This is a genomic window from Arthrobacter sp. NicSoilC5, from assembly GCF_019977395.1.
Taxonomy (GTDB): Bacteria; Actinomycetota; Actinomycetes; order Actinomycetales; family Micrococcaceae; genus Arthrobacter.
In genome coordinates this window covers 1,015,451-1,027,811 of sequence record NZ_AP024660.1, presented here as the reverse complement: position 1 = coordinate 1,027,811, position 12,361 = coordinate 1,015,451, and the positions used below count along the sequence as shown (strand labels likewise).

Annotated in this window: 13 protein-coding genes and 1 pseudogene; 10 read left to right on the top strand and 4 right to left on the bottom strand. The window is 67.4% G+C overall.

Annotation, left to right across the window (positions count from 1 at the left end; all coding sequences use genetic code 11):
- Position 1: 1 nt before the first annotated feature.
- Genes LDO22_RS04760 through LDO22_RS04750 form a run of 3 tightly spaced genes read left to right on the top strand, consistent with a single transcriptional unit; the run spans position 2 to position 3,065 of the window.
- Entirely contained in the window at positions 2 to 1,354 is a 1,353-nt protein-coding gene (locus tag LDO22_RS04760; protein ID WP_224026291.1) for an extracellular solute-binding protein, read from the top strand.
- Positions 1,355 to 1,356: 2 nt separating this feature from the next.
- Entirely contained in the window at positions 1,357 to 2,238 is an 882-nt protein-coding gene (locus LDO22_RS04755; protein WP_224026290.1) for a sugar ABC transporter permease, read from the top strand.
- Positions 2,235 to 3,065: a carbohydrate ABC transporter permease gene (locus tag LDO22_RS04750; RefSeq protein WP_224026289.1), complete on the top strand. Its 831-nt coding sequence runs from the start codon at positions 2,235 to 2,237 to the stop codon at positions 3,063 to 3,065. The genes LDO22_RS04755 and LDO22_RS04750 overlap by 4 nt, the downstream gene beginning before the upstream one ends.
- Here LDO22_RS04750 and LDO22_RS04745 read toward each other — a convergent pair.
- Entirely contained in the window at positions 3,062 to 3,289 is a 228-nt protein-coding gene (locus LDO22_RS04745) for a hypothetical protein (RefSeq protein WP_159631819.1), read from the bottom strand. The genes LDO22_RS04750 and LDO22_RS04745 overlap by 4 nt on opposite strands.
- Positions 3,290 to 3,398: 109 nt before the next feature.
- Here LDO22_RS04745 and LDO22_RS04740 point away from each other — a divergent pair, with 109 nt between their 5' ends.
- From LDO22_RS04740 to LDO22_RS04710, 7 genes and pseudogenes are all read left to right on the top strand, one after another.
- Positions 3,399 to 4,406 (top strand): MoxR family ATPase, encoded by a 1,008-nt coding sequence (locus LDO22_RS04740; RefSeq protein WP_224026288.1) that lies wholly within the window; start codon positions 3,399 to 3,401, stop codon positions 4,404 to 4,406.
- A 6-nt stretch (positions 4,407 to 4,412) separates the two neighbouring features.
- Positions 4,413 to 5,315 carry a DUF58 domain-containing protein gene (locus tag LDO22_RS04735; RefSeq protein ID WP_224026287.1) on the top strand — a complete coding sequence of 301 codons (903 nt, stop codon included), beginning with the start codon at positions 4,413 to 4,415 and terminating at the stop codon, positions 5,313 to 5,315.
- Positions 5,305 to 5,781, top strand: a complete 477-nt coding sequence (locus tag LDO22_RS04730; protein WP_224026286.1) for a hypothetical protein — start codon at positions 5,305 to 5,307, stop codon at positions 5,779 to 5,781. Before LDO22_RS04735 ends, LDO22_RS04730 begins: the two co-directional genes overlap by 11 nt.
- Positions 5,772 to 7,757: a VWA domain-containing protein gene (locus LDO22_RS04725; protein ID WP_224026285.1), complete on the top strand. Its 1,986-nt coding sequence runs from the start codon at positions 5,772 to 5,774 to the stop codon at positions 7,755 to 7,757. Before LDO22_RS04730 ends, LDO22_RS04725 begins: the two co-directional genes overlap by 10 nt.
- Complete coding sequence (locus tag LDO22_RS04720; protein WP_224026284.1) at positions 7,754 to 8,470, top strand: hypothetical protein; 717 nt, start codon at positions 7,754 to 7,756, stop codon at positions 8,468 to 8,470. Before LDO22_RS04725 ends, LDO22_RS04720 begins: the two co-directional genes overlap by 4 nt.
- A gap of 326 nt (positions 8,471 to 8,796) precedes the next feature.
- The gene (locus tag LDO22_RS04715; RefSeq protein ID WP_224026283.1) at positions 8,797 to 9,762 is read left to right on the top strand and encodes a methylenetetrahydrofolate reductase; all 966 of its coding nucleotides are present in this window, start codon (positions 8,797 to 8,799) and stop codon (positions 9,760 to 9,762) included.
- 18 nt (positions 9,763 to 9,780) lie between these two features.
- Positions 9,781 to 10,063: pseudogene (locus LDO22_RS04710) on the top strand (5-methyltetrahydropteroyltriglutamate--homocysteine S-methyltransferase); the annotation flags it as partial.
- Positions 10,064 to 10,088: 25 nt separating this feature from the next.
- Here the strand turns inward: LDO22_RS04710 and LDO22_RS04705 are convergent.
- Genes LDO22_RS04705 through LDO22_RS04695 form a run of 3 tightly spaced genes read right to left on the bottom strand, consistent with a single transcriptional unit; the run spans position 10,089 to position 12,320 of the window.
- Complete coding sequence (locus LDO22_RS04705) at positions 10,089 to 10,805, bottom strand: DUF4386 family protein (RefSeq protein WP_224026282.1); 717 nt, start codon at positions 10,803 to 10,805, stop codon at positions 10,089 to 10,091.
- A 45-nt stretch (positions 10,806 to 10,850) separates the two neighbouring features.
- The gene (locus LDO22_RS04700; protein ID WP_224026281.1) at positions 10,851 to 11,357 is read right to left on the bottom strand and encodes a DUF2004 domain-containing protein; all 507 of its coding nucleotides are present in this window, start codon (positions 11,355 to 11,357) and stop codon (positions 10,851 to 10,853) included.
- Between the two features lie 45 nt (positions 11,358 to 11,402).
- Complete coding sequence (locus LDO22_RS04695; protein ID WP_224026280.1) at positions 11,403 to 12,320, bottom strand: LysR family transcriptional regulator; 918 nt, start codon at positions 12,318 to 12,320, stop codon at positions 11,403 to 11,405.
- Positions 12,321 to 12,361 lie beyond the last annotated feature (41 nt).

Sequence of the window (12,361 nt, the reverse complement as noted above, 5' to 3'; positions counted from 1 at the left end):
CATGTTTCGCCGGGCATCCAAGACATTATCCGTGGTGGCCGCCGCGGTCATGGTCCTCGCAGCCTGCACGCCTGCCGATCCGGCGGGCGGAAACAGGACCATCAAGGTGGCATACCAGAAGACAGACTCGTTCACCGCGCTGGACACCATGTTCCAGAACGCGAAGAAGGAGTTCGAAGCCGCAAACCAGGGCGTCACGATCGAACTGCAGCCCATCCAGGCCAATGACGACGACTACGGCACCAAGCTGGCCCTGGCGCTGCGGTCGCCCTCCACCGCCCCGGACGTCTTCTACGAGGACACGTTCAAGGTCCGCTCCGACGTGGACGCCGGCTACCTCCTGAACCTCGACAGCCGCCTGTCCGGGTGGGGGGACTGGAACACGTTTGACGCGGGCGCCAAGGAAGCAGGCAAAGCGGACGACGGCGGCACGTACGCGGTGCCGCTGGGCACCGACACGCGCGCCATCTGGTACAACAAGAAGGTTTTTGAGGCTGCCGGCATCGGCCTGCCGTGGCGTCCGTCCAGCTGGCAGGACATCCTGGACACCGCCAGGAAGATCAAAGCCTCCCAGCCGGATGTGATCCCCTTCAACATGTATGCCGGCAAGGGCACCGGTGAAGGAAGCGTGATGCAGGGTTTCTACGAGCTCCTGTACGGCACCGGCGCGGGCCTTTATGACCAGGATTCGAAAAAGTGGGTCGTTGGCTCGGCCGGCTTCAAGGATTCGCTCACCTTCCTCGAAACCCTCTATGGGGAAAAGCTCGCAGTTCCCCCGGCCGAGGCGCTGGACCCGAACATCTGGAAGAAGGTGTTCGGCGAATGGTTCCCCAAGGCAAAACTTGGCGCAACCGTGGAAGGCTCCTACGCGCCGTCGTTCTGGCAGGACGGCGGAAGCTATGCCTGGCCGGGCTACGGGCAGGACATGGCAGTGGCACCGTTCCCAACCCAGACCGGGGCCGAGCCCGGTGCAGTGAGCATGTCCGGAGGGTGGACGTTGGCCCTGGGCGCGGAAACCAAGCAGCCCGACCTCGCGTTCAATTTCCTGACCACCGCCCTGAACGCAAAGAACTCCCTGGCGTTCACGGTGGACAGCTCGCAGATCGCCGTCCGCACCGACGTCGCCGCCGACCCCGGCTACCAGTCGGCCAACCCGTTCGTGAAGGACGTGTCCAGCCTGGTCGCGGTCACCAGGTACCGGCCCGCGACGTCCGACTATCCACGCATCTCCGCTGCCGTGCAGGAGGCCACCGAGGCCGTGATCACCGGCAGCAGGACGCCGGAGCAGGCGGCGGCGGATTATGACACGGCCGTGGCCGGCATTGTGGGCGGCGACAAAACCATCCGGAAGTAGCGGTGCCCGCCAGCCACCGCACACGGCAAGTGCTTCGCTATCTGCCGGTCCTTCCCGCCGCCGTGCTCCTGCTCGTGTTCCTCGCCGGCCCCGTGCTGTGGGCTTTCCACGCCTCGCTCACCAACGCCGGACTGACCGGCCGGCATGCCAGGAACCCCGAATGGGTGGGGCTGGACAACTACCAGCGGCTGCTGCAGGACCCGGTCCTTCCGCTTTCGCTGGCCCTGACCGTCCTGTTCGTCGCCGGTTCGGCGATCCTGGGCCAGAACGTACTGGGGCTCGCCCTTGCGGTCCTGATGCGGCGTGCACGGCCCGTGGTCTCCGCAACCGTTGGGACCGCCGTCGTGGCCGCCTGGGTCCTGCCGGAGATCGTGGCGGCGTTCGCGGCCTACGCCTTTTTCAGCCGCGACGGGACACTCAACCAACTCCTGGGCAGGCTGGGGGTGCCGGAAACCGACTGGCTCTATACGGTTCCCATGGCGGCCGTGATCCTGGCCAACGTGTGGCGCGGAACCGCCTTTTCCATGCTGGTGTACCGGTCCGCACTCAGTGGGGTCCCCGGCGAGCTGACCGAGGCCGCGCAGATGGACGGAGCGGGCGCCTGGCAGCGGCTGGCGTTCATCACGCTGCCCGTGATCCGGGGCAGCATTGCCACCAACCTGATGCTGGTCACGCTGCAGACACTCGCCGTCTTCACCCTGATTTGGGTCATGACCGCCGGGGGCCCTGCCAACGGCAGCACCACGCTCCCCGTTATGGCCTACCAGGAAGCCTTCAAATTCGGGGACATCGGCTACGGCACTGCCGTCGCTACGGTCCTGATCCTCATCGGCGCAGTGTTCGGGGCAGCCTACCTCCGCCTCCTCAGGGAGCAGAGACCGTGACCGCCCGCAACGTACTTGCCCGCAGCACCTGGGTGGACGTGGCCCTGCTGCTGACCGGCGCCTGCTTCCTGCTGCCCCTGCTCTGGCTGGTCCTCGGTTCAGTGGACCCCTCCGCCGGGCACGCGGTCAAGGTCCCCCAACAGCCCGGACTGGATAACTTCGCCGCCGTCCTGACTCCTGAACTGCTCTTCCGCCCGCTGTGGAACAGCCTCCTGCTGTCCGCGGGTACCGGGCTGGTGACGCTGGCGGCGGCCGTGCTTGCCGCCTACCCCCTGTCCCGCTACCGGTCACGCTTCACGACGCCCTTCATGTACGGCATCCTGTTCGGTACCTGCCTGCCCATCACGGCCATCATGGTGCCGGTTTACGGCCTGTTCGTGCAGCTCCGCCTGCTGGATTCCCTGCCGGCCACGGTGCTGTTCCTGGCCGCCACCAGCTTGCCCATGGCGATCTGGATGACCAGGAACTTCATGGACGCCGTACCGCTGGCTCTGGAGGAAGCAGCCTGGGTGGACGGCGCCTCCAGGCTGGCCGGGCTGCGTTCAATCGTGCTTCCCCTTGTGGGCCCGGGCCTGGGCGTAGTGTTCATCTTCGTGTTCATCCAGGCCTGGGGGAACTTCTTCGTCCCGTTCGTGCTGCTGCTCTCCGAGGGAAGGCAGCCGGCAGCAGTATCGATCTTCAGCTTCTTCGGTCAGCACGGGGCAGTGGCGTACGGCCAGCTGGCCGCATTCTCCATCCTCTATTCGGTTCCTGTCCTGGCCCTTTACGCCATCGTGGCGCGCGGGTCCGGCAACTCACTGGCCCTGTCGGGAGCTGTCAGGGGCTAATCGATGTCTTCAAGCACCACACCGAACGGCAGGGTGTCGTCCAAGTGGGCCTGGTGGCCGTGATGGGTGTCCACCACGCGGACGCCGTGCAGCTTTTCGGCCGCGGACTGCATCAGGACGGGCCTGACCGTGTCGATGACCACCTGGCTCTTGTCGGCGAGATATTCCTTGTAACTGGCTGGAAGCTCAATCATGGCAAAAGGATAGACCTGCCGGACCCGCATGGGGAGGGGTGCCCATTGCCGGACCCGGGCTGCCCGGCTTGGATAGGATGGCGGACGGGACCCGGCCGGCCCGGACCGCGCGCCCAAAACCGTCATCAGGGGGAAACCAGTGCTTTCGACCAGTGTGCCCGCAAGAATCCAGCCTGCGGAGCTGGCCAGGGCGCAGCAGGTGGCCGCCAACATCTCACGCAGTTTCGATGCGAAGGTTGTGGGGCAGTCCCGGCTGCGGGAATCGCTGCTGGTGGGCCTGCTGACCGGCGGCCACATCCTGCTGGAGAGCGTCCCGGGACTGGCCAAGACCACCGCCGCGCAGACCCTGGCCGACGCCGTCAGCGGTGAGTTCCGCCGCATCCAGTGCACCCCGGACCTGCTGCCCAGCGACATCGTGGGAACCCAGATCTACGACGCCGCGAAGGGCAGCTTCCACACGCAGCTCGGCCCGGTCCACGCCAACATCGTGCTGCTGGATGAGATCAACCGCTCCAGCGCCAAGACGCAGAGCGCCATGCTGGAGGCGATGCAGGAACGCCAGACGTCCATCGGCGGCCAGGACTACCGGCTGCCCTCCCCGTTCCTGGTCCTGGCCACCCAGAACCCCATCGAGCAGGAGGGCACGTACCAGTTGCCTGAGGCGCAGATGGACCGCTTCATACTCAAGGACGTCCTGGACTACCCCAGTCCTGCGGAAGAGGCCGAGATCATCCGCAGGATCGACGCCGGCGTCTACACACCCGGACAGAAGCCCGCCGCAGCCGCCTCCCTGGATGCCGTCACCGAGATCCAGGAACTGGCCACCCGCATCTACATCGATCCGGCCGTCATCAACTACATCGTGGGACTGGTGTACGTGACCCGGAACGCGTCCCAGTACATCGACGCCAGGCTTGCCGGGTTCATCGAGTTCGGCGCCAGCCCCCGTGCCAGCATCGCCTTCAGCCGGGCAGCCCGTGCGGTGGCGCTGCTGAACGGCAGGGACCACGTCATCCCCGAGGACGTCAGGTCGCTGGCCCACAGGGTGCTGCGGCACCGGCTTATCCTGAACTTCGATGCGGTGGCCGAGCAGGTTCCCGTGGAATCGGTGATCGACGCCGTCGTGGCCGCCGTCCAGACTCCTTGACCCCGCATGGCCAGCCTCCTCCAGCGTGTGAAATCGAAGATGGCCATCTTCGCGCACCGCAAAGCCCGCGGCATGCTCGACGGCGAGTACGGCTCGGTGTTCAGGGGCCGCAGCCTGGACTTCGATGACCTGCGCGCCTACGTGCCCGGCGACGAGGTCCGCGATATCGACTGGAAAGCGTCGGCGCGCCACGGCTCACCCCTGATCCGGCGTTACGTGGCTGTCCGCCGCCAGACTGTCCTCCTCGTCACCGACACGGGGCGCAACATGGCCGCGGAGGCGCTGTCCGGGGAAGTGAAAAAGGACATCGCCGTGCTGTCCCTCGGCGTCCTGGGCTACCTGGCCCACCGGCACGGCGACGTGGTGGGGCTGGTATGCGGTGACTCATCGGCCACCCGTTCCTTCCCGGCTAAAAGCGGGGAGGCCCACCTGGAACGGCTGCTGCGGCACGTGGACTCCCACACCGGCCTGGAAGCGGCAGCCAGCAGGATCCAGGACCAGCTCGACTACGTGGCGCGCAACATCAAGGGCCGCTACCTGCTCTTCGTCGTCGCTGACGAACTGGCCGCGGACGATGCCACCGGCCGGCTCCTGCGCCGGCTGCGCGCCCAGCACGAGATCCTCTGGCTGACGGTCAGGGACGCGGAACTGGCGCCCTCACCCGTGGCCGGGGCAAGCCCACACGCCGGCGGGGACTCCTACAGCGTGGCCGATTCCTCCCTCCTGGCCTGGCAGCCGGCCACGTCCGCGGCAGTGGCGGCCGCCTACGCCACAGCCGCCGAAGAACGCGGCGCGGGCCGGAAGGCCATGTTGCGCGCGGCCGGGATCACGGAGGGTGAAGTGGCCGGCAGCGGGGACGTCATCACCGGCCTGTTCGCCCTCCTGGAAAGGCACCGGCGTGCAGGCTGATCCCGGCTTCTACGGCCCGTTGCAGTACAGCCCCGCCTGGATGTGGTGCGGCGCGGCACTCCTGGCCCTGGTGGCCGGGTGGTACGTCTTCGTGCTTGCCACCACCCGCCCGGCTGCCCGCTCCCAACCCGGCAGCGCCGGCTCCCGGTCCGCCCTGACGGAACTGCCTGCACTCAAGGCGGCGTACCTCCAGCGCATCCAGGATGTGGACCGGGAAGCGGCGGCCGGAAACCTTGCCGAACGTGCCGCGCACCAGGAGATCAGCCTCCTGCTGCGCGGGTTTGTCCGGGACGCAACGGGTGTCGATGCCACCAGGATGACCCACCAGGACCTGGCCCGGCACCCCCTCCCGGCGGCCGCCGCTGTTATCGAAGCCCTTTACCCCGCCGAGTTCGGGCCCGGCCCGCTGCCATCTGTCACTGCGTCGGCGGCAAGGGCTTCCGAGGCGGTGCGGGCGTGGAACTGATCTTCTGGTGGCTGCTGCCGCCCGCCGCTGTTGCTGCCGGGGCTGCGGCATGGATCGCGTTGCGCAGGAACCGGCGCCCCAATGAACGACGACGGCCCGTGGCGCACGCCGACAGGCTCACGCGGCTCCCGGAATACCAGGCAGCCCTCAGGCGCCACCGCCGCCTGCTGGCCGCGGCCGGAACGGCCTGCGCGGTGCTGCTGGCCTCTGCGGCTGTTGCGGCAGCACGGCCGGCTGACGTGACCACCATCCGCCCGGAGCAGCACAACCGCGACATCATGCTGTGTCTGGATGCGTCCGGCTCCATGAGCAGTGCCGACGCCGCGGTAGTGGACGTCTTCGCCGGGCTGGCGAAAGACTTCGACGGCGAGCGGATCGGCCTGACCATTTTCGACAGCAGCGCCATCCAGGTCTTTCCGCTGACCGACGACTACGCCTACGCCCAGGAGCAGCTCCAGGGCGCCAAAGACGCCTTCAACGGCAAGCCCGGCAGTTCCGGATTCCTGGACGGCACCTGGAGCGGCAGGGGATCGTCCCTGATTGGTGACGGCCTGGCATCCTGCCTCAACAGCTTCCCAGGCAGCACCGGCGGATCCTCCGCTGCTGCCGGGACCGCCGCAGGCGGGGGCAGTACGCCGACGCGCTCGCGGTCGGTGGCGCTGGCCACGGACAACTTCCTTTCCGGCAAGCCGATCATGACCCTGGAGCAGGCTGCGCAGCTGGCCAAGGAGCGGTCCGTGCGCGTCTACGCCTTGAATCCGGGCGACCTGGACTACGGCAGCGGTTCCGACCAGCCCGGTGCCCAGCTGCGTGCTGCAGCGGAGTCCACCGGCGGTTCGTACTACGCCCTGGACAGTCCCGATGCTGTGCCGGGAATTGTCGCCGCCGTGGAGCGAACCGAAACGGCGGGGATCCAGGGGGCGCCACGCGCCGTGTTCTCAGAAGTTCCGGCCCTGCCGCTGGGTGTTGCGTTGTTGTCCGGGCTGGTCCTGTGCGCAATCCTGTGGCGCCTGCAGCCGACACCGCTGCGCAGCAGGGCGTGGCTGCGGCGGGGGGCCATCGTCCTGGTGCTCCTGGCAGCAGTCCTGCGGCCCAGCGTGCCCGGCGGCTCCGTGCAGGCTGCCACAGCCGACCTCAACGTGTTCTTCGTGGTGGACACCACCACCAGCATGGTGGCCGAGGACTACGGCAATGGCTCTCCGCGCCTGGAGGGCGTCCGCAAGGACATCAAGGCCATCGCAGAACGGCTGCCCGGCGCCCGTTTCTCCGTGATCACCTTCGACACCACCGCGCACGTCCGGATGCCGCTCAGCACCGACACGCTGGCGCTTGAGACCATCACGGACGTCATGGAACCACAGGTGACCGCCTATGCGAGGGGCAGCAGCATCACCGCCGCCAGGGAGGTGCTTTTCGAGCGTCTGGCCGCTGCCCGGGACAGCCAGCCCGGGCGGCCCAGGCTGGTGTACTACCTGGGGGACGGTGAGCAAACCAGCGGCAATGAGCCTGAGGCCATGAAGGTCGACGGCGGATTGGTGGCCGGGGGAGCGGTGCTGGGTTACGGGACGCCCGGCGGCGGCCGGATGAAGGAGAACACCGGCCAGGCCTCCGACGGCGGGGGAACCGGGGGAGGGAACGTTCCGCGGGCGCCGGCGGAGTACGTGCAGGACACCCGGGCTGGCGGCGCGGGGGACGCACTGTCGGTCATCGACGAAGGCCGGCTGCGGACCGTTGCCTCCCAGCTGGGCGTGCCCTATGTCCACCGTGCTGCCGGCGATCCGGTGGCGGCCATGATGGAACAGGCGCACCCCGGCAGGGCCGAACGGTCAGACCAGGACGGTTCGCTGGCCGCGGCCACTGAGCTTTATTGGATCTTCGCCGCCGGAGCTTTCCTGCTGGCCGTGCCGGAAGCGGTGGGCATCCTGCGGCAGCTTCGCGGGTTTCGGCCTTCTCCCGGCGAAAGGGGGGTACGGTGAACGCCACGGTCCGCAGGCGCCGGCTGCTGCTGTGGTCCGTGCTGCCGGTGCTCCTCATACTGTGCTTCGCCGCCAAGCTCCTCAGCCTGGGTATCCTCGCCCGTCAGGCCGCCGCCGGTTTCGAGGCCGGAAGCGCATCCACTGTGGGCACGGCGGCCGGCGGCCTGGGAATAGCCAACCTGGTGGAGCCGCACAAGGCGCCGTTCGCCGCGGGGGACGCTTCCGTGCTGGCCGGTGATGACGGGGCTGCCAGAGCCCTGTTTGAACAGTCACTGCAGATGGTCCCGGCAGGCTCGGGCGACGAATGCCTGGTTCGGGTGAACCTGGTCCTGGTGATTGAACGCCTTGGTGACCAGCGCCTCCAGGCCGGCGACCCGGCGTCGGCCGTTCCACTCTTCAGGCAGGCGCTGGACGTTGCCGGGCGGGCGCCGGAAAGCTGCCGGTCCAACGACGCGGAGGATGGAGCGGGCAGCCGGTTGTCGAACGCTGAAGGGCGGCTCGAAGACAAACTGGGGGCTGCGGGACAAAAAGCGGCGCAGGACCCTGCGCAGGCGGGCGAGCCGTCTCCGGACCCATCCGGTGACACGCGGCAGAGCCAACTGGGCCAGCTGCAGGACAGTGCGCGGCAGGCCGAGCGCGAGCGGAACAGCGGGCGCGAACGGGAGGAGTTCCTGGACAGCAACGGCGGGACCGCGCCGGAGCGGCCCTGGTAGGAACGGTTGTGGGCGAAGAAAATTCTGTTGGCGGAAGAAACAACCTGTAAAACTGCGTCTTAATTCGGTGCCGACTTGTCCCCGGACCGCCTGCCCCCTAGAGTCGTAGACAAGTTACCGCGGTAACGTGTCAGCGATCCTCCGCTCCGGAGGGTGTGGGTGCCCCCATGTGGGCCTGACATTTGCTCACGGACTACTTCATTCCAGGCGTGCAGTCGCGGCTGCGTCCTCGTGGAGTCCCTCCGTGTTCCCAAACTCAAATTCATTGCCGGTTGTCCGCCCCCTTCAGGCAGGCATCCCCAATGGCCCAAAAGCCAAGGACGCAAATGTCACCACCAAGCCTTATTGACGCACATCCCCAGTTGCCCGAGACCGCCCCGGTGGCGCTCTCCTATGAACTGTTCCCGCCGCGTTCGCCCGCGGCGGCGGAAACCCTCTGGACCACGATCCGCGAGTTGGAGACCACCGAGCCCGACTACGTCTCCGTGACGTACGGCGCCAGCGGATCAAACCGGGACACCGCCCTCGAGCTCATCAACCGGCTCCTGGTCGAAACCACCCTGCGGCCCCTGGCCCACCTGACCTGTGTGGGCAACACCCCCCAGGAACTTGCGGCGATCATCGGCGACCTGCTGGACATCGGGGTGCGCGGCATTCTCGCCTTGCGCGGCGACCTCCCCAAGGACAGTGCCCAGCCGGCGGCCGGGTCCCTGCGGTACGCCCAGCACCTGATCGACCTCATCCGCCGCGTGGAGCAGCGCCGTTCGGCCCTGCTCTGTGCCGGAAAGATCGCTGTTGGCGTGGCTGCCTATCCCACCCGCCACCCGGAGTCACCCAGCGAGGACCACGACGTCGAAGTGCTTCTCGCCAAGCAGCGTTCCGGCGCCGATTTCGCCATCACCCAGGTGTTTTTCGAAGCCGCGCAGTATGAGGACCTGCTCACGCGGGCCCGCCGTGCCGGCGTGACCATTCCCATCATCCCCGGCGTCATGCCGTTCACCAGCCTCCGCCGCCTCAAGCGGCTGGGGGAGTTGGCAGGAGTGGAACCGGCGCCCAGGCTGATGGAACGCCTCGCGGCTGCGGACAACGACATTGATAGGCTCCACATCGGCGTAGACGCCACCGTCGACCTCGCCAACGCCGCCCTCGATGCCGGCGCCCCCGGAATCCACCTCTACACCTTCAACGAGCACCAGAGTGCCCTGGAAGTGCTGGACAAGCTGGCCCTGCCGCGCCACCACCGCAGCAGCCACGCCCGGGCTGCCGTTGCCCGGCCCCAGCTGGCCAGCTGAACGCCGTCCCGGCACCGCTCCATCGAGGCCGCCCGTTCCCGCATGGAGGTTGTCCACGACCTTGAGGCCACGCGGCTTTGGCCGCGGCGTCTACGACATCCACTCCCCGCGCGTTCCCGGCGAGCAGGAAGTCACTGAGCTGATCAGCACCGCCGTCCGGCATGTACCGTCCCGCCAGCTCTGGGTCAACCCTGACTGCGGCCTGAAGACCCGCGGCCACGCCGAAACTGAGGAATCCCTGCGGAACCTGGTCAAGGCCACGCAAGCCGTCCGGGCAGGACTGCTGGAAACGGCACGCTGACCGAGACGGGCCGCACGCCGGCAGGTCACCCCATGTGGCCTGCCGGCGCCGCCTCTTTCATCCTCAGGGCGCTCACCAGCAGCCACACGGTCCATGCGAGGATCGCCACGATGCCCACCAAGGTGGGCAGCGTGTTTGCCGCCGAAAATCCTGATACCCCGATGATCCAGCCCTGGGCCAGGTATGCCAGCCCGGACAGTGCCATGAGGTAGCCGATCATGCGGGAAACGTCGCGGGCCGCTGCGACAACAACACCCAGAAGCACCAGCGCGGTGCCCAGCAGGAAGTTCTGGTAGCTGCGCATTCCCCATTCCAGCCACCGGATGCCCTCTGCCGTGGCGAACCGTGCCGGTTTCTCCGGCTCGGGCGCGGCGGCCCAGGCATCCACCGCCTGCTTCAGTGCCACGCCGTCCACCGCCTGCAGGGCTGCATAGAGCGCCAGGGCGGCAGCTGCGGAGAGGACACCGAAGCGGGCAGTCCAGGACACGGCGTGCCGCTGGATGTCGACGGCGGGCCAGAGGGCAACCAGGCCGGCGCACACCAAGGCCATGCCTATGAACTGGCCCAGATGGACAGCGGTCCACACGCCGCTTTCGGCGTAGGCGGTGAATGAGGCAACGTGGTCGTTCGCGTCGTGGGATTCGGCGTGGAACACGCCGGCAAGAATCGAGGCCGCCACGCCGGCGAGAAGGAGGGACGCAGCCAGCCGCCAGGTCCTGCGCCTGCCCTGGATCCCATCCATGGACGCCCACCATCCTCTGCGCGGGGGGTTTCGTGGAGCCCTGTTTCAGGACTCCCAGACGATTTCGTCGTCCACCACGCCGTCCTGGTCCGCGGACGCCACCAGCACCTCATCGGTGAAGTGCTCCCCGAGGGTGAAATCAAGAACGAAGTAGCGCTCCGGCTGACCGGGGTAAATGGCCACGTGCCCCAGTTTCAGGGCCTTGAGGAACACCTCGTTGGTAAGCTGGCTCCGGTCCTGGACGCCGAAGACCTTGTGCAGCTGTTCTTCCTTGAGCGCGTTGCAGTGGAAGTGCAGGTACTCCTGCGGGCTGGTGCCCTCCTGCTCCAGTTCCTCCGCAATCATTTCCCGGACCTCGTCCACCAGTTCGGGCAGGAACCGCAGCCGGTACTCGACTTTGCGCAGCGCGGCTTCATCGAAGTGGTCGTGGGCGTTGATGTTCAGGTCGAGTTCCAGCGGATGGCCGCGCAGCTCATGTTTGGCGGCGAAGAGGTGATCCATGCCGTGGTTGAGCTCAATCTCCCCAAAGTGCTGGCTCGCTACCTTGTTCATATTCTCAACATAGACCCGAAGGGCAGACCATTCCAGCGTTCCGGGCTAATTCACCGCGGTGCGCATCCCCGCGAGCGTTTCGGCCAGCAGGTCAACGAAAAGCTGCACCCGGGCCGTTTTCCGGTCATTGATCAGCAGCGCAAAGACGTTCCGTGCCAGCCGGATTTCGGGGACGTCCAGCACCACCACGCCTGCGGGCTTGTTCCGCAGCGCCAGTTCCGGAACCAGGGCAGCGCCCAGGCCGGCAGCCGCCATCTCCAGGCTGGCATGGAAGTCATCGCTGTGCGCCACCACCCGCGGGTGCAGGTTGCAGCCGGCGAAGAGGCGCTCAATGACCATGGCGTCACTGGTGCCGGGATGGTGCATGATCCAGGGCATCTCGGAGAGGTGGTCGGCCGCGACCTTCGCATCGGCCCGGAAGCCCCAGCCGGCGGGAAGCACCACCCGGAAATCATCGTCGCCGATCCACTGCCGGTTGATCGTGTTGGGCCACGCGAAGCCGGTCTGGCCCACCTGGAACACCACGGCCAGGTCCAGGTCGCCTCCGGTGCGCAGCCCCTGGATGGTCTGGCCCGGTTCTGCGACGGATACCCGCAGGTCGATTCCCAGCTTCTTCCACGCGGGATTCTTGAGGATCCGCGGCAGGACGTACGTTGCCAGGCTGGGAAAGATCCCCAGCCGCAGTTCCTGGCTGCCGGTGTCCTGCGTCCGTGAGGCGGCGGCCATCAGTGCTTCGATGTCCGTGAGCACTTTGGCGGCGTGCCGGGTCATGACGACGGCGGCTTCCGTAGGGATCACGGCGCGCGCCGACCGCTGGAAGAGGGTGACTCCCGTTTCCCGCTCCAATGCTGACATCTGCTGCGAGACGGCGGAGGCCGTGTAGCCGAGTGTTGCGGCTGCCGCAGCGAACGATCCCAGCCGCGTGACCTCCAGTAAGGTCTTCAGGTGTACGGGGTTTACCACCAGTTCACAGTACTGCACCCATCCGCCGCCGCGACCGCGCC